The 24,162-nt window shown below is 63.4% G+C and carries 31 protein-coding genes; 12 read left to right on the top strand and 19 right to left on the bottom strand.

Annotated elements, in window-relative coordinates; translation table 11 throughout:
* Positions 1-59: 59 nt before the first annotated feature.
* The 6 genes from MESOP_RS15460 to MESOP_RS15435 form a co-directional block, all read right to left on the bottom strand.
* Positions 60-443, bottom strand: coding sequence for an ACT domain-containing protein (locus MESOP_RS15460; RefSeq protein WP_041164707.1), 384 nt, complete (start codon positions 441-443; stop codon positions 60-62).
* A 26-nt stretch (positions 444-469) separates the two neighbouring features.
* Entirely contained in the window at positions 470-937 is a 468-nt protein-coding gene (locus tag MESOP_RS15455) for a GNAT family N-acetyltransferase (protein WP_013894252.1), read from the bottom strand.
* Between the two features lie 234 nt (positions 938-1,171).
* Complete coding sequence (locus tag MESOP_RS15450; RefSeq protein ID WP_013894251.1) at positions 1,172-2,161, bottom strand: aldo/keto reductase; 990 nt, start codon at positions 2,159-2,161, stop codon at positions 1,172-1,174.
* Between the two features lies 1 nt (position 2,162).
* Positions 2,163-2,537, bottom strand: coding sequence for a DUF2255 family protein (locus MESOP_RS15445; protein ID WP_013894250.1), 375 nt, complete (start codon positions 2,535-2,537; stop codon positions 2,163-2,165).
* Positions 2,538-2,541: 4 nt separating this feature from the next.
* Complete coding sequence (locus MESOP_RS15440; protein WP_013894249.1) at positions 2,542-2,871, bottom strand: carboxymuconolactone decarboxylase family protein; 330 nt, start codon at positions 2,869-2,871, stop codon at positions 2,542-2,544.
* A gap of 53 nt (positions 2,872-2,924) precedes the next feature.
* Entirely contained in the window at positions 2,925-3,320 is a 396-nt protein-coding gene (locus MESOP_RS15435; RefSeq protein WP_013894248.1) for a (R)-mandelonitrile lyase, read from the bottom strand.
* Positions 3,321-3,473: 153 nt separating this feature from the next.
* Here MESOP_RS15435 and MESOP_RS15430 point away from each other — a divergent pair, with 153 nt between their 5' ends.
* The 3 genes from MESOP_RS15430 (at position 3,474) to MESOP_RS15420 (ending at position 6,201) form a co-directional block, all read left to right on the top strand.
* Positions 3,474-4,367: a LysR family transcriptional regulator gene (locus MESOP_RS15430; RefSeq protein ID WP_013894247.1), complete on the top strand. Its 894-nt coding sequence runs from the start codon at positions 3,474-3,476 to the stop codon at positions 4,365-4,367.
* A 184-nt stretch (positions 4,368-4,551) separates the two neighbouring features.
* The gene (locus tag MESOP_RS15425) at positions 4,552-4,938 is read left to right on the top strand and encodes an ester cyclase (protein ID WP_013894246.1); all 387 of its coding nucleotides are present in this window, start codon (positions 4,552-4,554) and stop codon (positions 4,936-4,938) included.
* 186 nt (positions 4,939-5,124) lie between these two features.
* A complete protein-coding gene (locus MESOP_RS15420) occupies positions 5,125-6,201 on the top strand; it encodes a YeiH family protein (RefSeq protein ID WP_013894245.1) in 1,077 nt (358 codons plus the stop codon).
* Here MESOP_RS15420 and MESOP_RS15415 read toward each other — a convergent pair whose 3' ends face one another.
* The 3 genes from MESOP_RS15415 to MESOP_RS15405 all read right to left on the bottom strand — a co-directional run bounded on the left by MESOP_RS15415 (position 6,202) and on the right by MESOP_RS15405 (position 9,166).
* The gene (locus tag MESOP_RS15415; RefSeq protein WP_013894244.1) at positions 6,202-6,699 is read right to left on the bottom strand and encodes a GAF domain-containing protein; all 498 of its coding nucleotides are present in this window, start codon (positions 6,697-6,699) and stop codon (positions 6,202-6,204) included.
* A gap of 449 nt (positions 6,700-7,148) precedes the next feature.
* A complete protein-coding gene (gene groL / locus MESOP_RS15410; protein ID WP_013894243.1) occupies positions 7,149-8,762 on the bottom strand; it encodes a chaperonin GroEL in 1,614 nt (537 codons plus the stop codon).
* A gap of 68 nt (positions 8,763-8,830) precedes the next feature.
* The gene (locus MESOP_RS15405) at positions 8,831-9,166 is read right to left on the bottom strand and encodes a co-chaperone GroES (protein WP_013894242.1); all 336 of its coding nucleotides are present in this window, start codon (positions 9,164-9,166) and stop codon (positions 8,831-8,833) included.
* Between the two features lie 246 nt (positions 9,167-9,412).
* Here MESOP_RS15405 and MESOP_RS15400 point away from each other — a divergent pair, with 246 nt between their 5' ends.
* Together MESOP_RS15400 and MESOP_RS15395 are read left to right on the top strand one after the other, a co-directional pair.
* Positions 9,413-9,646, top strand: coding sequence for a hypothetical protein (locus tag MESOP_RS15400; RefSeq protein WP_013894241.1), 234 nt, complete (start codon positions 9,413-9,415; stop codon positions 9,644-9,646).
* A gap of 65 nt (positions 9,647-9,711) precedes the next feature.
* A complete protein-coding gene (locus MESOP_RS15395) occupies positions 9,712-9,978 on the top strand; it encodes a DUF1488 family protein (protein WP_013894240.1) in 267 nt (88 codons plus the stop codon).
* A 180-nt stretch (positions 9,979-10,158) separates the two neighbouring features.
* Here MESOP_RS15395 and MESOP_RS15390 read toward each other — a convergent pair whose 3' ends face one another.
* On the bottom strand, positions 10,159-10,350 hold the full coding sequence (locus tag MESOP_RS15390) for a hypothetical protein (RefSeq protein ID WP_013894239.1): 192 nt from the start codon (positions 10,348-10,350) through the stop codon (positions 10,159-10,161).
* 39 nt (positions 10,351-10,389) lie between these two features.
* On the bottom strand, positions 10,390-10,632 hold the full coding sequence (locus MESOP_RS15385; protein ID WP_245265105.1) for a hypothetical protein: 243 nt from the start codon (positions 10,630-10,632) through the stop codon (positions 10,390-10,392).
* A gap of 377 nt (positions 10,633-11,009) precedes the next feature.
* Between MESOP_RS15385 and MESOP_RS15380 the strand changes: the two genes are divergently transcribed.
* The 5 genes from MESOP_RS15380 (at position 11,010) to MESOP_RS15360 (ending at position 17,330) form a co-directional block, all read left to right on the top strand.
* Positions 11,010-12,053, top strand: coding sequence for a LacI family DNA-binding transcriptional regulator (locus tag MESOP_RS15380; RefSeq protein WP_013894236.1), 1,044 nt, complete (start codon positions 11,010-11,012; stop codon positions 12,051-12,053).
* Between the two features lie 63 nt (positions 12,054-12,116).
* The gene (locus MESOP_RS15375) at positions 12,117-13,364 is read left to right on the top strand and encodes an ABC transporter substrate-binding protein (protein WP_013894235.1); all 1,248 of its coding nucleotides are present in this window, start codon (positions 12,117-12,119) and stop codon (positions 13,362-13,364) included.
* A 174-nt stretch (positions 13,365-13,538) separates the two neighbouring features.
* Entirely contained in the window at positions 13,539-14,468 is a 930-nt protein-coding gene (locus MESOP_RS15370) for a carbohydrate ABC transporter permease (protein ID WP_013894234.1), read from the top strand.
* The gene (locus MESOP_RS15365) at positions 14,468-15,325 is read left to right on the top strand and encodes a carbohydrate ABC transporter permease (RefSeq protein WP_013894233.1); all 858 of its coding nucleotides are present in this window, start codon (positions 14,468-14,470) and stop codon (positions 15,323-15,325) included. The genes MESOP_RS15370 and MESOP_RS15365 overlap by 1 nt, the downstream gene beginning before the upstream one ends.
* A gap of 22 nt (positions 15,326-15,347) precedes the next feature.
* Positions 15,348-17,330 (top strand): glycoside hydrolase family 127 protein, encoded by a 1,983-nt coding sequence (locus MESOP_RS15360; protein ID WP_013894232.1) that lies wholly within the window; start codon positions 15,348-15,350, stop codon positions 17,328-17,330.
* Between the two features lie 100 nt (positions 17,331-17,430).
* Here the strand turns inward: MESOP_RS15360 and MESOP_RS15355 are convergent, their stop codons facing one another.
* From MESOP_RS15355 to MESOP_RS15320, 8 genes are all read right to left on the bottom strand, one after another.
* Positions 17,431-17,835 carry a DUF1801 domain-containing protein gene (locus MESOP_RS15355; RefSeq protein WP_013894231.1) on the bottom strand — a complete coding sequence of 135 codons (405 nt, stop codon included), beginning with the start codon at positions 17,833-17,835 and terminating at the stop codon, positions 17,431-17,433.
* Positions 17,836-17,928: 93 nt separating this feature from the next.
* Complete coding sequence (locus MESOP_RS15350; RefSeq protein ID WP_013894230.1) at positions 17,929-18,360, bottom strand: DUF1801 domain-containing protein; 432 nt, start codon at positions 18,358-18,360, stop codon at positions 17,929-17,931.
* Between the two features lie 23 nt (positions 18,361-18,383).
* Positions 18,384-18,605 (bottom strand): hypothetical protein, encoded by a 222-nt coding sequence (locus tag MESOP_RS15345; RefSeq protein ID WP_013894229.1) that lies wholly within the window; start codon positions 18,603-18,605, stop codon positions 18,384-18,386.
* A gap of 37 nt (positions 18,606-18,642) precedes the next feature.
* Positions 18,643-19,035 (bottom strand): VOC family protein, encoded by a 393-nt coding sequence (locus tag MESOP_RS15340; protein WP_013894228.1) that lies wholly within the window; start codon positions 19,033-19,035, stop codon positions 18,643-18,645.
* Between the two features lie 83 nt (positions 19,036-19,118).
* Positions 19,119-19,535: an SRPBCC family protein gene (locus MESOP_RS15335; RefSeq protein ID WP_085984575.1), complete on the bottom strand. Its 417-nt coding sequence runs from the start codon at positions 19,533-19,535 to the stop codon at positions 19,119-19,121.
* An 11-nt stretch (positions 19,536-19,546) separates the two neighbouring features.
* Complete coding sequence (locus tag MESOP_RS15330) at positions 19,547-19,870, bottom strand: ArsR/SmtB family transcription factor (protein ID WP_013894226.1); 324 nt, start codon at positions 19,868-19,870, stop codon at positions 19,547-19,549.
* A 58-nt stretch (positions 19,871-19,928) separates the two neighbouring features.
* On the bottom strand, positions 19,929-20,696 hold the full coding sequence (locus MESOP_RS15325; RefSeq protein WP_013894225.1) for a gamma-glutamylcyclotransferase: 768 nt from the start codon (positions 20,694-20,696) through the stop codon (positions 19,929-19,931).
* Positions 20,697-20,784: 88 nt separating this feature from the next.
* Positions 20,785-21,306, bottom strand: coding sequence for an Hsp20/alpha crystallin family protein (locus MESOP_RS15320; RefSeq protein ID WP_013894224.1), 522 nt, complete (start codon positions 21,304-21,306; stop codon positions 20,785-20,787).
* A 637-nt stretch (positions 21,307-21,943) separates the two neighbouring features.
* On the opposite strand from MESOP_RS15320, the gene MESOP_RS15315 reads away from it, so the two are divergent.
* On the top strand, positions 21,944-22,636 hold the full coding sequence (locus tag MESOP_RS15315; protein WP_013894223.1) for a DUF2270 domain-containing protein: 693 nt from the start codon (positions 21,944-21,946) through the stop codon (positions 22,634-22,636).
* 162 nt (positions 22,637-22,798) lie between these two features.
* Positions 22,799-24,061 (top strand): DUF763 domain-containing protein, encoded by a 1,263-nt coding sequence (locus MESOP_RS15310; protein WP_013894222.1) that lies wholly within the window; start codon positions 22,799-22,801, stop codon positions 24,059-24,061.
* Positions 24,062-24,162 lie beyond the last annotated feature (101 nt).

Here is a 24,162-nt window from a genome sequence, read left to right as displayed (position 1 = left end):
GTGATTGAGCCAGACGCGTTGGGCCAGCGAACCCAGCCGTTTTCGATGACATGGATGAACTACAGCAGCGTGTGTCCTGCCTCGACCAGACGCTGTCTCGCCGCATCCCGGTCCGCCGCTTTCACCAGCAGATGATCGCCGTCGAAGGTGGACACCAAGAAGATGCCCAGCCCGTTTTCCGACAGCGGCCGGATGACCGACAACACGATGCCGGTTTCGTCGAAAGCAAACGGCCCCTGCAATTTGAAGGCGACCCAGTCGCCATCGTGCTTGACCGTGCCTGGAACGCGATCCTCCAGGCAAGTGATCGAAAGCTCGTCATCGGTCCTGGTGATGCTGACGAAGCCCGGCCCGTCCGCCCAGCCGGGAATGCTGTCGCTCGCCCCGAGCCGTGAAATCGCGTAAATCCCTGGAAGTTGCTTCAATTTGATCCTGGCAGCCATCATCGTACCATTCCTCCGCTTGCCCGCTATCGCGTCAATTTCTTGCTCATATAGACCGTCATGCCGCCCATGAACGGCTCCTCCCTGTCGATCGTATAACCGTGCCGTTTATACAGCGACACATTGGCCTCGAAAGCGCCGTTGGTCAGCAGGCGCAGCAGCGGACGGCCTGCTTCGATCGCCTTGCGCTCGGCCCGCTCCAGCAGCAGCCGGCCGATCCCCCTGCCCTGCGCCTCCGGCGCGACGCAGATATTCTCGATCCAGAGATGGTCGTCGGCAAGCATGGTTTCGATCATCCCGACAATGCGGCCCTCCTCGATGGCCAAGTCGAACGGATGCTCGGCAACGGCCTTCTCATAGTCGGCGCGCATCGGCAGCGGCTCGCGGCCGATCACCGGCACCCATTTGCCATAGGCTGATCGCACGATGTCCCTGATCGCGGCGGCGTCGGCGGGTTCGGCCGGCCGGAACCGGATGGAGGAATTGATGGTCATGACAGGGCTCCAGACATGGAAAACCCCGCCGGCGGGTGTCGCGGGCGGGGCTGGAAACGAACGAACCGGATCTATCCTGCCGGGTCTTGTCGTCGCGCAATCAGCTTGCCGCTCCTGATGAAGGAACGGCGTCGCTTGGCGAGGGTAGGCGCGAGAGCGAACATGCCGCCAAGCTGGAGTAGGAAGGGCGGCGCTGTCAAGGCAGCGTCGCCATCTCCGGGGGTCGCGTGCGCCTCAGCGGTCGATCCTTGCCGCTTGTTGCGGCGAGTAGCGCGCTCCCTGCACCGCAATCGCCGAGACCGCGTTCTCGATGTTGGCAAGATCATCCGCCGTCAGCGCCACGGTGGACGACGCGATGTTCTCCTCCAGTCGGTTGAGTTTGGTGGTGCCGGGGATCGGGACGATCCAGGGCTTTTGCGCCAGCAGCCACGCAAGCGCGACCTGCGCCGGAGTCACCTTCTTCTGCGCCGCGATCGCGGCGATTGCGTCGACCAGCGCCTGGTTCGCTCGCCTGGCCTCCTCCGCAAAGCGCGGCACGGTGTTGCGGAAGTCGCTGCTGGCGAACGTCGTGTCGGCGTTGATGGCGCCGGTGAGGAAACCCTTGCCCAACGGGCTGAAGGGCACGAAGCCGATCCCCAGTTCTTCAAGGACCGGCAGGATCGCCTCCTCGGGTTCGCGCCACCAGAGCGAGTATTCGCTTTGCAGGGCGGCGACCGGCTGCACCGCATGCGCGCGCCGGATGTTGCGAACGCCCGCCTCGGAGAGGCCGAAATGCTTCACCTTGCCTTGGCTGATCAAGTCCTTCACCGTGCCCGCCACGTCTTCGATCGGCACGACCGGATCCACGCGGTGCTGATAGAGCAGGTCGATGCGGTCTGTTCTCAGCCGCTTGAGCGAAGCCTCGACGACCTCGCGAATATGCTCCGGCCGGCTGTCCATGCCCTGATGTCCGGCCGCGCCAGCGATGTCGATGCCGAACTTGGTCGCGATCACCACCTGGTCGCGGATCGGCTGCAGCGCTTCACCGACGACCTCCTCGTTCTTGAACGGTCCATAGACTTCCGCCGTGTCGAAGAAAGTGATGCCGCGCTCGAACGCGGCGCGGATCAGGCGGACGGCATCCGCCGTCTGCATCGGCTGCCCGTATGACTGGCTCATGCCCATGCAGCCGAGCCCGATCGCCGAGACTTCGAGGCCGCTGTTTCCAAGTATGCGCTTTTGCATTTCAATTCTCCTTCGGTGTGATCCGCACCGTGGCGGCGCGGGCGCGCGCGGCGATCATCGGCGCGAGATAAGGGCTCGCCGCGTATTTCGCCCGGTAGGCATCGTCGATGCGTTCATTGACGGTTCCCTCGACCGGCTCGAAGGTGACATCCCTGGTCATGCCGGCAGCAGTGATACGGCCGGCCTTCTGGGTGGTCGCCGCCTGATACCAGCGCGACTGCCGGCCGTTGTAGCCGCGCACATAAAGTGCGCCGTCGGCGACGACCGACCAGATCCAGGTCGGCGTGCCCAAGGTCACGCCGTCATCGCGCAACGGCGAGATGTACAGATCGTCGGCTGCCGCGATCTTGTCGAGTTCGTCCTTCGACCACGGCATTTCCTTATGCCTTCTTCTCGCCGTCGGCCTGTTCGAAAACCTTGCGGGCAATGCCCAGGGCTGTGGCCGCCGTCGGCCATCCGGCGTAGAAGGCAAGATGCGTGATCGTTTCGATCAGTTCATCGCGGGTGACGCCATTGTCGAGCGCCCGCTTCATGTGGAAAGGCATTTCGTTGATCCGGTAGTTCGAGACCAGGCTGGTGACGGTGACGAGGCTGCGGTCGCGCGGCGAAAGGCCTGGGCGCTTCCAGACCTCGCCGAACAACACCTCGTCGGTGTATTTGCCGAGCGCTGGCGCGATATCGGAGAATGGGCTTTTGGGTGCGTCTGTCATGAGAGCTTCCTTCGTTGAGGGTGTATCCGGAAATGGATCCGGGAACCGCCGTGTCAAACCCCGTATTGTTCGTCGCTGACCTTCTCCATCCAGTCGACGACCTTGCCGTCGAGCGCTTCGGCGATGGCGATGTGGCTCATCGCCGTGGTCGGCGCGGCGCCATGCCAGTGTTTCTCGCCGGGCGCGAACCAGACGATGTCGCCGGGGCGGATCTGCTCGACCGGTCCGCCTTCGCGCTGCACCAGGCCGGCGCCCGAAAGCACGATCAGCGTCTGGCCGAGCGGATGGGTGTGCCAGGCGGTACGCGCGCCGGGCTCGAAAGTGACGGTGGCGCCGCTGACCCGGGCGGGTTCGCTGCCCTTGAAGGGCGCGTCGATGCGCACCGTGCCGGTGAAATACTCCGCGGGGCCTTTCGCCGAGGCTTGCGAGCCGCTTCGCTGGATATCCATGGGTTTTCCTTTTTTCTCGGCGCCCGGCAACTCACCGCCATGGCTCCAAGGCCGTCGACTTCGGCGGCCCGATTGGATGGAGTATATTTAGCGCCCGTGATTAGCCGCGATTAGGTGCTATATCCGGCATGTACTTATGAGAAAGGCTCATCAATGCCTCGCGACAATCTGAACGAACTGACCGCCTTCCTCGCCGTCGCGCGCGAAAAAAGCTTCACCAGGGCGGCGGCGCAGCTCGGCGTCTCGCAATCGGCGCTCAGCCACACGGTGCGCGCGCTGGAGGAGCGGCTGGGCGTGAGATTGCTCACCCGCACTACGCGCAGCGTGTCGCCCACCGAGGCCGGCGAGCGCATGGTGCGCTCGGTCGGACCGAGGCTCGACGAGATCGAGGCTGAGCTCGCCGCGCTCAGTGCCTTGCGTGAAAAGCCCGCTGGCACCATCCGCATCACCGCCGGCGAGCATTCAGCCGATGTGATCCTGTGGCCTGCTTTGGCGAAATTCCTGCCCGACCATCCCGACATCAAGGTCGAGATCATCGTCGACTATAGCCTGACCGACATCGTCGCCGAGCGCTTCGATGCCGGCGTGCGGCTGGGCGAACAGGTGGCGCGCGACATGATCGCCGTGCGCATCGGCCCGGACATGCGCATGGCGGTGGTCGGATCGCCTGCCTATTTCGCCATCCATCCAAAGCCGCGCACGCCGCAGGACCTGACCAATCACAACTGCATAAACCTGCGCCTGCCGACCTATGGCGGGCTCTATGCCTGGGAGTTCGAAAAGGCCGGGCGCGAACTGAAGGTGCGTGTCGAGGGCCAGCTGGTGTTCAACACAAGCGCGCTGCGCATGAACGCGGTGCTGGCCGGCCTCGGCCTCGCCTATCTGCCGGAGGGCCAGGTGACGGCACATCTGGCCGATGGCCGCCTGGTGCGGGTGCTGGCCGACTGGTGCGCGCCTTTCCCCGGCTATCATCTCTACTACCCCAGCCGCCGCCAGGCGACGCCGGCCTTCTCGCTGCTGGTCGACGCGCTGCGCTATCGGGGGTAGAGCGTGATCCCGAAAAGTGGAACCCGGTTTTCTCGGACAAACGGTTTCCGCTTGTCCAGGGATCATGCTCAAAAAACAGATAGAGCCCCATCCCGATTCTCCCGGGATGGAACAGGCTCAAGCGCGGCTGGACTGTGTCCACGGTCGTTCTATCTTCCAGGGTGTCAGCACCGGAGCCATCGCGATGACCGAGATCGACCTCTATCGAGGCTACATCGACTGCCTCAACAATCAGGATTGGGAGCGACTGCATCGCTTCGTCCATGACGAGGTGCACTACAACAGTGAGCGGGTCGGCCTGTCGGGTTATCGCAAGATGCTGGAGCGGGATTTCCGGGAAATTCCGGACCTCTTTTTCGACGTCCAGATCTTGATCTCCGAGCCGCCGTTCATCGCCAGCCGCCTCCAGTTCAACTGCACGCCGAAGGGGACCTTCTTCGACCTCCCCATCAACGGCCGGAAAGTCTCCTTCAGCGAGAACGTCTTCTACGAGTTTCTCGATGACAGGATCAGGAATGTCTGGTCGGTGATCGACAAGGTAGCGATCGAAGCGCAGCTTGATGCCATGTGATGGATGCCTCCTTCTTGCGGCCGGTGGTAAACTTGCGTCAGTGGCAGGATTTGTTGTGGCTAGGGCGATCTGTGCCATTGCTAAAACAGACCGTTCATAAAAATCGATCATTCTGACAATAACAATTCGTTGGAAAGATCGTTTCAGGAATGGCATTCTCCCAGGCCACCCGCCTGGAGAATTGCATTGCCTTCCCTGACCAACATCGCGAACGATATTCCGAAAAGCACGATTTCCGCCGATCTGGCCGCAGGCCGCAAGCGCCTCGATTCGGTGTGGAACGGCATCATCCCCGGCATCGTCCTTGTCGCGATGATCACCGGCGTTGCCTTTTCTGCCCGCAATGTCTCCGGCTTCGCCTTGTTCAGCCCAATGATCCTCGCCGTCGTCGCCGGCATGGTCTATTCCAATGTGCTCGGCACGCCCGCCCATGCCAAGGCCGGCATCGCCTTCTCGCAAAAACGCCTGCTACGCTTCGCCATCGTGCTGCTCGGCTTCCAGCTGACGCTCGGCCAGGTCGTCTCGATCGGCGCCGGCGGCGTCGGCATCGTGGCGGCCACCCTTGGCGCGACCTTCGTCTTCACCATCATGCTCGGCCGCCTGATCGGCGTCGACTCCAAACTGGCGCAGCTGATCGCCGCCGGTACCTCGATCTGCGGCGCCTCGGCCATCGTCGCCACCAACATCGTCACCGATGCGCGCGACGAGGACGTCACCTACGCCGTCGCCTCTATCACCTTGTTCGGCACCGTCGCCATGCTCTGCTTCCCGCTGCTGGCTCCCGTGCTCGGCCTCGACCAGCACGCTTTCGGCCTGTGGGCAGGGGCCTCGATCCATGAGGTCGCGCAAGTCATCGGCGCTGGCTTCCAGAACGGCACCCAGTCCGGCGAGATCGCCACCGTCGCCAAGCTCACCCGTGTCGCCATGCTGGCGCCGATGGTCATCGCGCTCGGCCTGATGGCCCGCCGCGGCAGCCGCCACCAATCAAGCGACCAATCCGGGACGCGGCCGCCCATGCCGTGGTTCGTCGCCGCCTTCGTCGCCGTCGTGGCGTTGAACAGCCTTGTCGCGATCCCCGCCGAAGTGAAGACGGCGATGGCGCTCGCCACCGCCATCATGCTGACCATGGGGCTGGCCGCCATGGGCCTGCAGGCCGACATCTCGCAACTGCGATCGCGCGGCCTGCGCCCGCTGGCCCTCGCCTTCTCGGCCTTCCTGTTCATCGGCGGCTTCAGCCTGATGCTGGTGAAGTTTGTAGGCTGATTAGTCCTCGAACGAGCTCGCCGCGACATAGATCGCGGCCAGCGCTTCGATGCCGGCTTGGTCGGCCTTGTCGAAGCGGCCGGGCAGCGGGCTGTCGAGATCGAGCACGCCGAAGACGCCGTTGTCGTCTTCCAGGAGCACGACCAGTTCCGAGCGCGAGTCCGCATCGCAGGCGATGTGACCGGGGAAATCGTGCACGTCCTTGATCAGCATCGAGGTGCCGAGTTCGACCGCGGTTCCGCACACCCCCTTGCCGACGGCGATGCGCACGCAGGCCGGCTTGCCCTGGAAGGGGCCGAGCACCATCTCCTCGTCCGACGCCAGGAAATAGAAGCCGGCCCAATTGAGGTCGGGCACCATCTGGAAGATTAGCGCCGAGGTGTTGGCGGCATTGGCGATCGAGTCGCCCTCGCCGTCGAGCAGCGCCTTCAGTTGCGTGGCAAGGTCGCCGTAGAACGCGACCTTGTCCGAGGTGTCGATCGCCTTGGCGGCAAACATGGCTTGTCTCCGAGCTGAGAATCGCGGTTCCGTTTCCGGCAAGCTGCACCAAACGACCACCGGGCCATATTAGCGTGAATTCCATCCCCCGCGAAAGCTGCAAGATCAGGATCGCCGCCGCAATCATCGCGGACGTGCGGCTCGATCTTGCCGCCGGGCTACATCAAGGCGCTGGTGCTGCGGTTGAGTGGGAAGTAGCAGCATCAATACGAGCGTCCTTCTCCCCGTTCACGGAGAGAAGATGGCGGCAGCAGATGAGGGGGCAGCGCGACGCTCGCAACAGGCCCGTTGCCGCAGCGAAGGACTGGATATGGAAAGGTCGCACTCTCCTTGCGGAGCGTTGGAGCCGCCCCTCATCCGCCTGCCGGCATCCTCTCCCCGCATAGTGACGGGGAGAGGGACGATGTTGTCGCCGCTTTCGCCAATCGCTGGCGTCGCGGCTCTGAATCCTAGTAGCCGCCGCCCGCCGGTGCCGCATCCTTCGGTGGAACGTCGGTGATCATCGCCTCGGCGGTGATCAGCAGGGCCGCGATCGAGCCGGCGTCCTGCAGCGCGGTGCGAACGACTTTCGCCGGATCGACGATGCCGGCCTTGATCATATCGACATAGGTCTCGTTCTGGGCGTCGAAGCCCTGATTGTGGTCCTTGCTGTCGGCGAGCTTGCCGACCACGATCGAGCCTTCGACGCCAGAATTCTCGGCGATCTGGCGGATCGGCGCTTCCAACGCCCGCAGAACGATCGAGATGCCGGCGGTGACATCGGCATTGGCGCCGTTCAGGCCTGACAGCGCCGATTTGGCGCGCAGCAGGGCCACGCCGCCGCCGGGCACGATGCCTTCCTCGACCGCCGCGCGCGTTGCGTTCAGCGCGTCGTCGATGCGATCCTTCTTTTCCTTCACTTCCGACTCGGTGACGCCGCCGACGCGGATAACGGCAACGCCGCCTGACAGCTTGGCCAGCCGTTCCTGCAGCTTTTCCTTGTCATAGTCGGACGTCGTCTCCTCGATCTGGCCCTTGATCTGGGCAACGCGCGCCTGGATGGTCGCCTTGGTGCCGGCGCCGTCGACGATCGTGGTGGTATCCTTCTCGATCAGCACGCGCTTGGCGCGGCCGAGCATCTCGATGGTGACGTTTTCGAGCTTGATGCCGAGATCCTCGGAGATCATCTGGCCTGCCGTCAGCACCGCTATGTCTTCCAGCATCGCCTTGCGGCGGTCGCCGAAGCCCGGCGCCTTGACCGCCGCGACCTTGAGGCCGCCGCGCAGCTTGTTGACGACCAGCGTGGCGAGCGCCTCGCCTTCGACGTCCTCGGAGATGATAAGCAACGGCCTGCCGCTCTGCACCACGGCTTCGAGGATCGGCAGCATCGCCTGCAGATTGCCGAGTTTCTTCTCGTGGATGAGCACATAGGGCTCTTCCAGTTCGGCGCGCATCTTGTCGGCATTGGTGACGAAATAGGGTGAGAGATAGCCGCGATCGAACTGCATGCCTTCCACGACGTCAAGCTCGGTTTCGGCGGTCTTGGCTTCCTCGACGGTGATGACGCCGTCATTGCCGACCTTGTCCATCGCCTTGGCGATCATGGCGCCGACGCTGGCATCGCCATTGGCGGCGATGGTGCCGACCTGGGCGATCTCGGCCGACGATTTGACCTTCTTGGCCTTGGCCTTGATTTCCACGACAACGGCGGCGACGGCCTGGTCGATGCCGCGCTTCAAGTCCATCGGGTTCATGCCGGCGGCGACCAGCTTGGCGCCTTCGCGCAGGATCGAGGCGGCCAGCACCGTGGCAGTGGTGGTGCCGTCACCGGCGAGGTCATTGGTTTTCGAGGCCACTTCGCGCACCATCTGCGCGCCCATGTTCTCGAACTTGTCGGCAAGCTCGATTTCCTTGGCGACGGTGACGCCGTCCTTGGTGATGCGCGGCGCGCCATAGGCCTTGTCGATGACAACATTGCGGCCCTTGGGACCGAGGGTAACCTTGACGGCGTTGTTGAGGAGCTCGACGCCGCGCAGCATGCGGTCGCGCGCGTCGGTGGCGAATTTGATTTCCTTGGCAGACATTTTTTCAATCCCGTTCGTGTGAGTGGACCCGTTCGCCACCGAGCCGCTGAGGCTCGGTGTTTGCCGGGTCAGGCGGCCTTCTTGGCCGCAGCCTTGTCGATGACGCCAGTCTCGCTCTTGTCGATGACGCCCATGATGTCGGCTTCCTTCATGATCAGAAGATCCTCGCCGTCGATCTTGACCTCGGTGCCCGACCATTTGCCGAACAGGATGAGGTCGCCGGCCTTGACGTCGAGCGGCACAAGCGCTCCGTTTTCGTCGCGTGCGCCGGGGCCGATGGCGACAACTTCGCCTTCCTGCGGCTTTTCCTTGGCAGTGTCGGGGATGATGATGCCGCCCTTGGATTTGATATCGCCTTCGGCGCGCCGGATGACGACGCGGTCGTGGAGTGGCCGAAACTTCATGAGAACTTCTTTCTGGGGCCGGCTTAGGCGGCCGCGCCCATCCTATAGGCGCTTTGGCACTCGATAGATAGGAGTGCCAAAATTATTCGCGACCAAAATTAAATATTGAAAAGTATTATTTCGGCACGCGGTTTCGTGGTACCCAAAACCGGTCAAATAATTCAAAAAATTGAATTTTGCCGGTCGAGTGCCTATTTATCGGACAAGTTCACTTTCACGATTTCAGGGCACAAGGAGATTTCCACAATGGCCGACGGCAATCAGACGATCATGGAAAAAGCTGAAGCCCGCTTTGTCGACAAGCAGAAGAAGACGGCGGAGCGCAACAAGGCCACCGCCGAGTACATGTCCGAGGCAAGGGCCAGGGAAATCAAGACGGCAAGGCTGAGGCAATTGCGCCTGGCCAAGGAAGAGGCCGACCGGGTCGCGGAAGCCTTGAATCCGACGCCGAAGAAGAAGCGGGCGGTGAAGAAAGCCTAAGCAATTCCAGGAAGAGTGCGAGCGCTTTCCCTTGGGAATTGCGCCAAAACAAAGGAGGCAAGAACATGAGCCTGACCTTTCCCAACCACAGCCGCAGCTATGACGAAGCCGGTAAGCGGATCCGCTTCGTCGGCCATGACGGCATGTTCCAGATTTCCTTTTCCGTCGCCGCCGATGCGATGACCAAGATCCAGCCGCGAACCAGCGCCACCGAAGCCGGCTACCTCGCCACCTTCGACATCGAAAGCAGCGTCATCCGCGATGTGGCGTCGAAGGCCTACGACCGCACACGCAAGAGCATGTATGTGTTGACATCGGACGATTTCCGCTGAGACCCGCTTCCGAACGCGGTGGCCCGGATCAGGCCCTGCGTTCTGCTCCCTGCATTGCAGTGCACTGACGGCTAATGCATGTCGCCCAAAAGTGCCTCGGTTTTGGGATGATGACATGCATAAAAACAACGACCCAAAGCGCATCGCATGAATCCGTTTCCACGCGACGCGATTTGGGAATCAGCCCTTGCGTTCCGCCCTCTCCCGGCGTTTGACGTCGCGGACATTCATCTGCACCATCATGTCCTCGGCATCGCGCGAGCTCATGCCCACCATCACTCTTTGCCGCACCACGGCGGGCTGGCCGGTGAAGACATCGATGATGGTCCAGCTCTGGGGAAGTTCCATGCGCAATGCGTAGCGATTTGCCATCTGGCGTCCCGTCTTTCGGCCCGGCCGCTCTGTCGAGCCTCAACCCTTGATCAAGAAAAATACGGCAGCCAGGATCATTACCGTCCAGGCTATGACCGACAGCTTCAACGCCATGCCGCCATGCGCGACCAGGATCTCGCGCAGTCGCGGAACGATACCCGCCGGCCGGGCCCGCACCGCCCCTGCGGCGGGCGCCTTGACGCCCTGTTTCCCAAAGACCGGCAGCAGCGACGGTTCACGCACGAAGATGGCCTCGAATGTCAGGGAAAAATCGGCAAGCAAGGATGCTCGCTTGACCTCCATAGCACCCTTTTCGCCAGCGCCCGCATGCCAAATCAAGAATGGCACTACAGAACCGATGGGACAATGATGCTAGCCGGAACCGCGGTTGACGCTCAAGCGGCGGCGCTGCGACCCTTCACGCCGGGCTCGGCCTTGAAGATGCGGATCGTCGCCGCCAACTTGGCGAAGGATAATTCGACCTTGAAGCGCTTGGCTTAATCCCCACCATTTTCCCTCTTGAACGCTCACCCAATCTGGCCTAGCCTTGGCTTGAGAAAAGGTTTTTCCAAACATTTCCGATCAAGCTCGGCCATCGACCGGGCTCTGTTTCGACCTGTAAGAGAAAACCTTTTCTCAAGCTAAGGATTTTCGGCACGATGCCATCGGACGATCAGCCTGTTCCGGTCTTTCCAAAGCCTGTCACCTTGCGTGACGTGGCCGCGCAGGCCGGCGTCAGCGTCGCCACCGCCTCAAAAGCGCTCAACGACCAGGGACGCATGACCGCCGAGACCCGCGAGCGCATCCGCGAGACGGCGCGCAGCCTCGGCTTCCGCCCCAATAGCCTGGCGCAGAGCCTGCTACGGCGCCGCAGCTTCACCGTTGGCCTGCTCACCAACGATACTTATGGCCGCTTCTCGCTGCCGCTGATGTCGGGCATTTCGGACGCGCTGGTCGACAAGGGTGTCTCGGTGTTCCTGTGCAATGTCGAGGAGGATCCTCGGCTCGGCCAGATGCATGTGGACGCCATGCTCGACAAGCGTGTCGACGGCATCATCGCCACCGGCAAGCGCATCGACCGCCATCTGCCGATCGACCTCTCCAACCTGCGCGTGCCGGTGATCTATGCCTTCACCCAGCCCGATCCCGACGCCGTCGCCTTCGTCTCCGACGACGCCGGCGGCGCGCGGCTGGCCGTCGAGCATTTCTGCCGGCTCGGCCGCCGACGCATCGTCCATGTCAGCGGACCGGCGAGCTTTGCCGTGGTCCACGCCCGCGCCCAGGCCTATCGCGACGTGCTCGCCGAAAACGGCCTGCCGGTCACCGAACCGCTGCTCGGCTCCTGGTCGGAGGCCTGGGGGCACGAGGCGGTAGCGCAACTGTTCGACGGCAAAAGCGACAGGCCGGACGCCGTCTTTTGCGGCAACGACCAGATTGCGCGCGGCGTCATCGATGCGTTGCGCGAGCGCGGCCTCGACGTGCCCAATGATGTCGGCGTCATCGGCTTCGACAATTGGGAGATCGTGGCGGAAGCGACGCGTCCGCCGCTGACTTCGGTCGACATGAACCTGACCGCGCTCGGCCGCGAGGCCGGGCTAACCCTGCTTTCACTTGTCGGCGGCACAGCCGCCGCGCCGGGCATTCGAAAACTGCCGTGCCGGTTGGTGGTGCGGCATTCCTGCGGCCGTCCGATGGACGGCTGACAACGAAGCGCCGCGCGAGCGACGCCAAGCCGCGGACAGCGGCCAACCCTGGAGGAGGAGAACATGAGGAACCTGATTGCCAAACTGGCCCTGGCCGCTGCCGTTCTGGGCGGAGGCCTCGGCACTGCCGCCGCCGAAACGGCCAACATCTGGGTGCGCGCCGACGGCTCGAATTTCATGCCGAGGATCGTCGACGCCTTCAACAAGGCGCACAAGGACCAGGTCAAGCTCGACATCATTCCCAATGCCGAGATCATCCCGAAATATGGTGCGGCCGCCGCCGGCGGCACGGCACCCGACGCGCTGTCGCTCGACCTGATCTATACGCCCTCCTTCGCCGCGGCCGGCCAGTTGGAGGACATCACCGACTGGGCCAAGTCCCTGCCCTATTTCTCCAGCCTGTCGCCGGCGCATGTGAAGACCGGCACCTACAAGGACCATATTTACGGCCTGCCCTTCTCGGCCGACGCCTCGGTGCTGATCTGGAACAAGAAGCTGTTCAAGCAGGCCGGGCTCGACCCTGAAAAGGGCCCGGCCAACTGGGCCGAGATCGCCGCCGACGCCGAAAAGGTCAACGCGCTCGGCGGCAACATCAAGGGCTTCTACTTCTCCGGCAATTGCGGCGGCTGCAACATCTTCACCTTCACGCCGCTGATCTGGGCCTCCGGCGGCGACATCCTCTCCGCCGACGGCTCGAAGGCGACACTCGACAGCCCGCAGTTGCGCGGCGCCATCGATCTCTACCGCTCGATGGTCAAGAAGGATCTGGTGCCGGCCGGCGCGCAGACCGATACCGGCGCCAACTTCTTCGCGGCGTTTGCCGCCGGCAATATCGGCATCTCGCCGTCCGGGGCCTTCGCCATCGGCGCTCTCAACACCCAGTATCCCAATGTCGATTACGGCGTCACCTTCCTGCCGGGCAAGGATGGCGGCTGGTCTTCCTTTGCCGGCGGCGACAATTTCGTCGTCACCAAGGGCACAACGAAACTCGCCGTGGTGAAGGAATTCCTGGACTTCGCCTATTCGCTGGAAGGCCAGACCATCCTGGCCAAATATGGCAGCCTGCCGGTGCGCGGCGACATCGCCAAGGATGCGCTGAAGGACCTCGATCCGCGCTATCAGATCGCCGCCGAGGCCATGGCCAAGGGCAAGACGCCCTATTCGGTGGTGTTCAACGATCTGATCAACTCCGCCAACGGCCCGTGGACGCAGATGATCAACGAGGTCTTCTTCGGCGACGACGTCGATGGCGCGATCGCCAACGCCCAGGAGACCATGCAGTCGATCATCGACCAGGCGCCGCAGAAGTAAGCGCCAACCTCACCTCCCCCTCGAGGGGAGGTCGGACCGCAGGTCCGGGCGGGGTCGTCTCGGCAGTGCTCGACGGTCTTTTTCGTCGGCGCGTTGCGGAGAGGACCCCACCCCCGGGCCTTCGGCCGGACCCTCCCCTCGAGGGGGAGGGGGACGAAGCGCCAAGGAACAGCCATGACAACCATCGCCACACCCACCACCGCCCCGTCCCGCGCCCGAAAACTGGTCGGCGCCGGGCGCCGGCAATGGATTGGCCTCATCTACGTCGCGCCGGCCGTGGCGTTGGTGATGGTGTTCTTCGTCATCCCGCTCGGCATGACGGCGTGGATGTCGCTGCACAACTGGCCGTTGATGGGCGAGCACTCCTTCATCGGCCTCGACAACTATTTCGCGATCCTGCGCGACACCAGGTTCTGGAACGCGCTCAAATTCACCGGCTACTACACCGTCATCGTCACCATCGCGATCTTCGTCATTGCCTTTCCGCTGGCGATCTTCATCGAAAGACCGCGGCCGCTGACCAACCTCTACCGGACCGCCTTCTTCATGCCGGCGGTCGTCGGCTTTGCCTCGGCGAGCCTGCTCTGGTCGTGGCTCTTGAACGTCGATTCCGGCCTGTTCAGCCCGGCCGCCTACGCGCTCGGCCTGATCGACAAGAAGTTCAACCTTCTGGCCACCTTCCAGCCGGCCTTCTGGTCGATCATCGCCATGGTCGTGTGGAAGGTCGCCGGCTTCACCATGATCATCCTGATGACCGGCCTGCAATCGATCCCGCAGGATCTGCAGGAGGCGGCCGTCATCGATGGCGCCGGGCCGTTCGCCCGCTTCCGCGCGATCACCCTGCCGCTGATGCGCCGCACGCTCGCGCTGGCGCTGATCCTGTCGGTCGCCGGCTCCATCCTCGCCTTCGACCAGTTCTACATCATCCTGCGCGGCGGTCCGCGCAACCAGACGCTGACGGCGGTCTACTGGATCTTCAACCAGTCCTTCGTCTCGTTCAAGCTCGGCTATGGCGCCGCACTGTCCATGGTGCTGCTGGTGATCCTGGTGGCGCTCAGCCTCATCCAGCTCTGGCTGCTGCGCAAGCCGGAAGGGCTCGACTGATGGCGCAGGCAATATCAGCCCGAGGCAAGCTCGCCGCCCGCTTGGCCAGGCATTCCACCGGCATCATCGCTTCGGTGCTGTTCTTGGCGCCGATCGTGTGGACCGTGCTGTCGGCCTTCAAGCCGGCCGCCGAAGCACGCCTGCCGCCGCTGCCGCCATGGCCGACCACAGGCTTCTCACTCGAAAACTACGCCACGCTCAACTCCTTCGGCGACGGCCTGTGGGCCTCGGCGCAGAACAGCATCTACGTCTCGGTGATGACCGTCCTACTGTCGGTCATCGTCAGCGTCTTGGCCGGCTACGGCTTCTCGCGCTTCCGCTTTCCGCTCAAGGACCTGTTCTTCGTCCTCATCCTGTCGACGATCATGATCCCGTTCCAGTCGATCCTGACGCCAATCTTCCTGGTGCTGACCAAGCTTGGCCTGCACAACACGCTGACCGGGCTGGTCGGCGTCTATGTGACGCTGCAACTGCCGTTCTCGATCTTCATGATGCGCAACGCCTTCGACGCGGTGCCACGCGAGATCGAGGAGGCCGCCCGCATGGACGGCGCCGGCAACGCCACCATGCTGGTCAAGGTGATGCTGCCGCTGGTCTGGCCGGGCGTCGTCACCATCGCGCTGTTTGCCTTTCTCGGCGCCTGGAACGAGTTCCTCGCAGCCCTCGTGCTGATGACCGACCAGTCCAAATTCACGCTGCCGGTAATGATGACGGCGCTTCAGTCGGGCCGCTTCGGCGCCATCGACTGGGGTGCCGTGCAGGCGGGCGTCACCGTGATGATGGTGCCGTGCCTGATCCTCTTCCTCGCTCTGCAACGCTTCTACATCCGCGGCCTGATGGCCGGGGCCGTCAAATAATCGACCAAATGGAGTCCAGTTCATGACCGCATCGCCATCCCCGCGGCCCGCCGCAACGAGAAAACCCAAGCTCGCCTTCCGCCCGTTGCCGGTGCCGCAGGTCGACGTGCACGGCTTCTGGGGCGACCGCGCCGACGCGGTGGCGACGCGCACCGCCAATATTCTCTACAATCGCTGCGTCGAAGCCCGGATGCTGGAGCAGATCGACCCGGACCGCCCCTCGCCCGGCGTCGTCATTCCGTTCCACTCGCCCTCGCCCGACGAAGCGGACCGCCAGGGCGCCGAGTTCACCGGTTCGACGGTCACCACGCAGATGTTTTGGGATTCCGATCTCGGCAAGACGATCGAGACCGCGGCCTATTCGCTTTACCGGCGCAAGAACCCAGAGCTGGAGAAGAAGATCGACGCCGTCATCGATATGTATGGCAAGCTCCAGCAAGAGGACGGCTATCTCTCCAGTTGGTACCAACGCATCCAGCCCGGCAAGCGCTGGACAAACCTGCGCGACTGCCACGAACTCTATTGCGCCGGGCACCTGATCGAGGGTGCGGTTGCCTACTACCAGGCGACGGGCAAGCGCAAGCTGCTCGACATCATGTGCCGCTATGCCGACCACATCGCCTCGGTGCTCGGACCCGAGCCCGGCAAGAAAAAGGGCTATTGCGGCCATGAGGAGGTCGAGCTGGCTCTGGTCAAGCTGGCGCGGGTGACGGGCGAGCAAAAATATATGGAGCTGGCGAAATACTTCATCGACCAGCGCGGCCAGCAGCCGCATTATTTCGACGAGGAAGCGCGCGCCCGCGGCGCCGACCCGAAAGCCTATCATTTCAAGACCTACGAGTACAATCAGTCGCACATTCCGGTGCGCGAGCAGGACAAGGTCGTCGGCCATGCGGTGCGGGCCATGTACCTCTATTCGGGCATGGCCGACATCGCCACCGAATATGGCGACGACACGCTGCGGGTGGCGCTCGACCGGTTGTGGGACGATCTCACCACGAAAAACCTCTACATCACCGGCGGGCTTGGACCGTCGGCGCACAATGAGGGTTTCACCAGCGACTACGACCTGCCCAACGAGAGCGCCTATGCCGAGACCTGCGCGGCGGTCGGCCTGGTGTTCTGGGCGAGCCGCATGCTCGGCATGGGACCGAACAGGCGCTATGCCGACATGATGGAGCGCGCGCTCTACAACGGTTCGATCTCGGGTCTGTCGCTCGACGGCTCGCTGTTCTTCTACGAGAATCCGCTGGAAAGCCGGGGCCGGCACAACAGATGGAAATGGCACCGCTGCCCGTGCTGTCCGCCCAATGTCGGGCGCATGGTGGCTTCCATTGGCAGCTATTTCTACAGCCTGGCGGACGACGCACTTGCCGTTCATCTCTACGGCGACTCGACAGCCCGCTTCGAGATTGCGGGCACGCCGGTCAGCCTGACGCAGGCGAGCCGCTATCCCTGGGACGGCGCCGTCGAGATCACGCTCGAACCGCAGGCGCCAGTGGAGTTCACCCTTCACCTGCGGGTGCCGGGTTGGAGTTCCAGCGCGACGCTTCAGATCAACGGCGAGACGGTCGAACTTGCCGGGATGACCAGCGACGGTTATGCCGCGATCCGGCGTGTCTGGAAGAAGGGCGACAGCGTCCGGCTCGATCTCGAAATGCCGATCGAGCGGCTCTACGCCAATCCCGAGGTCAAGCAGGATGCCGGCCGCGTCGCGCTGTCGCGCGGACCGCTGATCTACTGCGTCGAGGCGACGGACAATGAGACCCGGCTGCACCGTCTCGCTCTGCCACGCACGGCAGATATAGAGGCGCATGATCAGCCCGGGCTTCTCGGCGGCGTGGTGACGCTTTCAGCCACGGCACAAGCCGACGCCGGCTGGCAGGACGGGCTCTACCGCTCGAAGCCGCCAGCAAGCGTCGAGACGCGGCTGACCGCCATCCCCTATTTCGCCTGGGACAACCGTGAGCCTGGCGAGATGCTGGTGTGGCTGCGGGACGGATGACGGCCCCTCCCCACGCGCTTGGAGACACCATCCGGCTTTGGAAAACACCGTCCGAACAAAGGGATAGAGCCGGATTCTGATTCAGCCCGGATCGAAATCTCTAGCGTTTGGCTGTGGCCTTGGACTTGTTCAAGGCGATCGCCGCGCGCACGAGTGCCTTGAATGCCTCCTCGTCCACTTCCTCGCCTTTCTGGAAGTCAATGGCACGCCGTGTATTGCCTTCGAGACTGGAGTTGAACAGGCGCGTCGGATCGGGCAGTGCAGCCCCCTTGGCGAAGGTCAGTTTGACGAGGCTCTTGTAGGTCTCGCCGGTGCAGATGATGCCGTCATGTTCCCACACAGGGACACCGCGCCATTTCCACGTCTCGACCACCTGGGGATCGGTTTGCCGGATCAGGGCGCGCAGCCGGCCGAGCATCTCGCCGCGCCAGTCGCCGAGTTCCTCGATCCTGCCGTCTATCAGCTGGGATGGAGATTTGCCGTCCTGCATTTCGGTGTCTGTCATGTCGTTTCTCCTCCGAGCTTCGATGGATAGAGCAATCCCGGCAAAGTGTGCAGCGGTTTTGCGTCCGCAATTGCGTAGAACACCCTGGAGCACTCACATGCGCTCGCCAGGCAATTGGCTGGCCTGCTTCACCCAGGCGCTGAATTGGGCCTCGTCGAACGCATCGTCCTCATGGATGTCGAGATAACGCGTGTCCTTGCTCTTGGATTCGCCCGGTGGCACCGGATCGAGCGACAGGCCGCGGAAGAAGGCTACCTTGATGTAACGGGTGAAGCAGTGAAAGCTCAGGAACCAACCCTCGCCTTCGACGCCGTAGAACGGCGAGTTCCATTTGACGGCCTTGTGCACGCCGGGCACCGCGCGCTCGATGAGCGCATCGAGGCGCTCTCCCACCTCGCGCTTCCAGCCCGGCATGGCCGCGATGTAGGCCTGCACCGGAGCGTCGCCACAACCCTTGGCGATCTGCGGGTTGCCGCCCGAAAGCAGCTTCGGCTCAGCCTTTGCGGGTTTGGTCGACTTTGCCATGCCTTCCTGTCTTGTTCGCTGGCCTATCCGATGGCACGCTGCACGCTGCGCGTCTTAGCAACATAGGGCAGCACGAACATATAGAGGCCGCTGAACAGCAAAAGGAAGAGCGGCGGGAGTGGCGAATAGACCACCCAGGCAGGCGGCTGCCCGAACGCCATGGTGACGAAGTTGGCGACGACGGTTGCCGTGAAGATGATCGACAACCAGCGATGCGTTTGCCTGATCCATTTGCTCCAGTCCAAGATTACCTCCCTTGAAAAACGCGTGAAATAGGACGCCTTACCAGCGCGCCAACTGGGTGATCTGCACGAGATTGCCGCAGCCATCGTTCAGCTTGGCGATTGTCGAGCCGGTCACCTCGGTCGGCGGCATGGTGAACGTGCCGCCGTTCGCCGCGATGCGCTCGTGGTCGCCCTTGATGTCGTCGGTGAAGAACATCACCGCCGGCTGGCCTTGCTCGAACATCGCCTGCTGGTAGGCCTTGGCCGCTGGCTGGTCGTTGAGCGCCAGTTGCAGTTCGGTGCCCTCGGGCTCGTCCGCCGAGGCGACCGTCAGCCAGCGGAACGGCCCGTTGCTGAAATCGGCCTTCTTGGTCAGGCCGAGCACACCGGTATAGAAGGCAAGCGCCTTTTCCTGGTCGTCCACGTAGATGCTGGTCAATTTGATCTTCATCGTCTTTCTCCACAGTTTTGCTGGCGGCAAGGCCACCCTTTGAAGTCAGGTTCACTTTTCAATCCGGTTCTGACCGGGGGACCTCAGTCTGTCCGCGCCAGGAGCTCTTCCAGCTTCTCGAAAGATTGCGGCCAACCCATCTTGGCGCCGCCATAGGCACGCCTCTGCTCGGGCCGGAAGCCGGCTTGCTCCATGCGCAAATGGGTTCCCGTCGGCGTCGGGGTGAGCGTGAAAGTCACCACGCTTCTGAGATCGAAGGCTGGGTCGTGATGCGCCAGGTTCCAGGTGTAGGACAGCGTCCTGTTCGGTTCGACGGCAAGCACCTCGCAATCCAGAACGCCACCCCAATCGGCGCTGATGTTGAAGCGATGGCCGACGACCGGATTGAAATCGTTCTTCATCAGCCACTCCTCGATCAGATGTGGTTGCGTCAGCGCGCGCCAGAGTTTCTCGGGCGGATGGGAAATCTCCCGCTCGACGACGACGGTGCGGGTTTGCATCGGCGCTTCATTCACTGGTCCATCCTTTTGAGCAAATCCTCGAGATCGTCGAACCGGCTTTCCCAAAACCCCGCCATCTGGCGCGTCCAGTCCATCAGCGGTGCCAGCGCGCCGAGCTGCGCGCTGTAATGCGTCTGACGGCCCTGATGGCGGTCGCGCACCAGCCCGGCCTGTTTCAACACGCCAAGGTGCTTCGACACCGCCGGCTGCGAGACGCCGGATTGCGTCGTCAGCGCCCCTACGGTCTGCTCGCCCTGCCGGCATAGCCGTTCGAAGATCGCCCGCCTGGTCGGGTCGGCGAGCGTCCTGAAGAGCATGTCGTGAGCGTCCGGCATTCGTGATCGATAACCCATTGGCTATTGGTTGACGTATAACCGCGGGGATATATGTTCGTCAAGTAGGAGATTTGGAGAGGCCGGCGGGAACCTGGACTGCGGCGTGGACGCGCCCGATCTCCTGCGCCACCAATTCCTGCAACTGCCACAGATTGCGGTCGCGGATGCCGCAGGCATCGAGATGGCGGATCGTCTCGAACAGATACTCGGCCCCCGAGCCCCAATGGCCGACAGCCCTGGCGAGCGTCGCCGCGATCTCAGGCTTGTCGAGCTTGCCGGCATAGCGCGGATTGGCGGGGTCGACGACGAAGCCGAGCGCCTGGCTCACCCCGCCCCCGGTTCTCACCTGCAGCCAGCGTGGCACGTTGACGGCGGGCAGGATGGTCATCTCGCGGCGCAGCAGCGCTTCGAGATTGGCGGCTACAGGCTCGGCGATCTCGAACACCATGCCCTGGCATTGGCCGCCCCGGTCGAGCGCCATCATCAGGCCGGGCTGCTCGAGCGTGCCGCGAAAGCGCTGCACCGTGAAGCAGAACGACCGGTGCCAGCCTCGCGCCACTGCCCGCTCACCGCCCCGCACCTCGCCGGCCGGCTTCCACAGCAACGAACCGTAGGCGAACAGTTTCAGCGGCCCGGCGGGTGCCGAGCCCAGGATCTCGTCGCGAAATCGCGCATAGTCGGCGTCGGTCATGTAGACCATGCCCGGCGTCGGCCCGGCATCCTCGACAACGCGCATTGTACGGGCCACCAGCGCCTCGGTCAGCGCCATCGGCGCCTTGCGCGGCGCGGACTTGCGCGGCGATACGGAGGAAATGGCTTCGTTCATCCCGGTGCTCCCAGCCTTGACGCCATGTTGCCGAAGGCTGGGGGATTCTCAAGGGTCTATCGGCGGGCGCGAAATCCGGCCGCCGATTCTAGTGCTTGGTACTGCCGCCACCGATCGGTATGCGCTTTGTCCTGCTCTGCGCCTTCTCCGTTTTCGGCAAGGTGACGGACAGCACGCCGTTGCGGAAATCGGCCGCAACCTTATCCTCCGCAACTTCGAAGCCGAGCGGGATGCGACGTTCGAAGCGGCCATAGAACCGCTCGGAGAACTGACGCTCCTTGTCGTCGGTTTCCGCCTGTTTTTCACCGCGCAACGTCAGGACGCCGTCATCGAGCAACACCTCGATGTCCTTCTCCTCCATGCCGGGTATCTCGGCCGTCACGCGGATCTCCTTGTCGGTTTCGGAGATTTCCACGCTGGGCCAACCACCGCCGAACGAAGACAACCTGCCCATGGACGGAAGCCGCGAATCGAAGCCGCGGAACATGTCGTCGACCAGGCGGCTCATCTCCCGATGCAGGTTCATGAACGGGTCCTGGTCGCGGTCGCGAAAGAGGGTCGGAGCCTGGCTGCCTTCACGGCTCCACGGCATGAGATCACGAATGGCCATTGCATTTCTCCTTTCTTGATCTTGTTTGTGGTTCCTTTTCCTGCGCTGTTTGCCATGCTCCGGGGACAATGCGCCGTCCGACCTCGCCCCATTTGCGCTCGCTCTGTTCTGGTCCGCTCCACCTTGGAACGCCCTCGACCCGTCAGGTGCCTCGCGCGCCTTCATCGCCTCCGACGCACGCGGCTGCACCGGCCGATCCGGAGCCGACACGGTCGATCTGGCGTGGACGGTGATGAGGTCAAGGCCCAGTAATGCAATGTGATCGGGGGCTTGCAAGCCTCGCCTCATCCTCGGTTTCCGGCGACGCCCTCACAGGGGCAATGCAAGTTCACCGCTCAGCCTATGACAGCCACGTCCGACGCGATGACGGTAGCGGGCGCGGACCCGATCTGGACCATCACCACCATCCTCGGTTCCGGACCCAGCGATCTGCAGGGCGATCGCCGATACAGGCAGTTAAGGACAGACGCGGACAAATCTGGACATTGGCCCGACAGTTCCGGTTCCCGCCCATGCAAGCGAGGCAGATCCATACTGTCGACCACAGCTTACGCGCGTGCAAATCGTCCCGCGCGCACCCCGTGAGGCTGCGGAACGAGATCGCCTTCGAGACGTTCTATCCAGGTCGGAGGAAACCATGAACGACGCCCCGGCAACGCCCATCGGCAGGTCCCTGTCGCCGGGCGAGCTGGTTACCGTGATGTCCCATTTCCACCGCGCCGAAATTGCGCGCATGGCCGGTTGGCGTGACCGCCTCGACCGCACCAGCAACTGGGCGATCACCGTTGTCGCGGCCATGTTGTCCGTGTCGCTGTCGACGGCCAGCGCACATCACGGCGTCCTGCTGTTCGCCATGCTGCTGGTCCTGCTGCTGCTGTGGATCGAGGCGCGCCGCTACCGCTTCTTCGATGTCTATCGTGCCCGCGTGCGCCAGTTCGAGCGCCACTATTTCGCGCAGATCTTCTCGCCTCAGCCCGACTTCGCATCCGACTGGCTGCTGATCCTCGGCGAAAGCCTGCGGGCGCCCAAATTCCTGGTTTCGCAGCGTGTCGCGCTGGTGCGTCGTTTGCGCCGCAACTACATCCACATGATGCTGATCCTGCTGCTCGCCTGGATACTCAAACTCTCGACGCCGAGCCTGATCGACCAAGGCGTTCCGGCCGGTTTCGTCGGCACTTTGCGCCAAGCCGTCAGCGCTGCGGCCCTGGGCCCGATTCCGGGATATGTCATCGTAGTGGCGATCGCGGTCCTCTATGCCGGACTGTTCGCCGCGGCCTTCCTGACACCCGGCGATGATGGCGAACTGTCCTTCGGCGACGTGCATGTATAGCCCGAAGCAGGGCGCAAAAATCATTACCGAACAGCGGGATGAGGCGAAATCCTGATCAGGATCCGAACGGCATGTTCGGTTCCGCTTGTAAAACGCAGCGCCGATGCCATCTAGTTCGTATGGGTGCCGGCGCGACTCGTCGGCCAGGGAGACGTAAACGAAGTGACACAGCGAAGCGGCAGCGCCGACCTGCCGCTGCATGGCGGACGGGTTCCGAAATGGCTGGGCGATCGCATGACGCGCCTAGGCGCGGTGCTGTGCGAGGCGATCATCCATCATTATGGCCGCGACGAATTGCTGCGTCGGCTGGCGCATCCCTTCTGGTTCCAGTCCTTCGGCGCGGTGATGGGCATGGACTGGCACTCCTCCGGCATCACCACCAGCGTCATCGGCGCGCTGAAGCGCGGGCTGACGCCGCTGTCGGGCGAACTCGGCGTCCATGTCTGCGGCGGGCGCGGCACCCATTCGCGCAAGACGCCGCATGAGCTCGAGATGATCGGGGAGCGCGTCGGCATCGATGGCACGGCACTCGCCACCGCCAGCCGGCTGGTCGCCAAGGTCGACAGCGCCGCCGTGCAGGATGGTTTCGATCTCTATTTGCACGGCTTCATCGTCACCGACGACAGCCGCTGGGTGGTCGTCCAGCAAGGCATGAACGGCGACAGCAAGCTGGCGCGCCGCTACCACTGGCTCTCGGAGGGCCTGAAGAGCTTCGTCGACGAGCCGCATGCGGCGATCGAGGGCAGACGCCAGGGTGAGATCGTCAACCTGACCGACCACCGCGCCGAGGCTTCGCGCAGCGGCCAGCTCGACCTTTTGCGCCAGCTCGGTCCCGACAGGATCGTGCGTGAATTCGCGGCCATCGAACCGCCGGCGGCTCCCGTCACCGTCCAGCCGATGCTGCCCAACCTGATCATGCCCGCCCACCATGATGTCCGCGAAAGCGATATCGTCATGCGCCGGCTGCACGGCAATATTTCCGCGGCGATCGAGAGCGGCCCGGCGGATTTTCCCGAACTGCTGCTGGTGCCCGGCGTCGGCGCGCGCACCGTGCGGGCACTGGCCATGGTGGCGGAGGTCGTGCATGGCGCGCCGTGCCGCTTCTCCGATCCGGCGCGGTTCTCGCTGGCGCATGGCGGCAAGGACCGGCACCCCTTCCCGGTGCCACTGAAAGTCTATGACGAGACCATCGCGGTGATGAAATCCGCGGTGCGCAAGGCCAAGCTCGGCAACGAGGAAGAGCTAGGTGCCCTACAGCGGCTTGACGGACAGGCGCGGCGGCTGGAGCGCTATGTCACCGGGCCAAGCCTGAAGGAAATCGTCGCCGGCGAGTTCGACCAGTCGCACCAGCTCGGCGGCCGCAGCGTCTTCGGCTGGGAGCCGCCTCCAGGCGAGGCTTTGCCGGGCGCCAAAAAGTCGGGCTAGATCGCTCGGTCGCTGCAGCTTGCCGCCTATGTCGGCATTTGCCAAAAAGATTGGCCCGACCCCGTCGCAACCTTGCGCTGCATTGCACGTTTATGGGCAAC

The organism is Mesorhizobium opportunistum WSM2075 (genome assembly GCF_000176035.2).
In the GTDB taxonomy this organism is placed as follows: Bacteria; Pseudomonadota; Alphaproteobacteria; order Rhizobiales; family Rhizobiaceae; genus Mesorhizobium; species Mesorhizobium opportunistum.
Note: the sequence above shows the minus strand (reverse complement) of the source record. Positions and strands in the feature narration are given on the sequence as shown.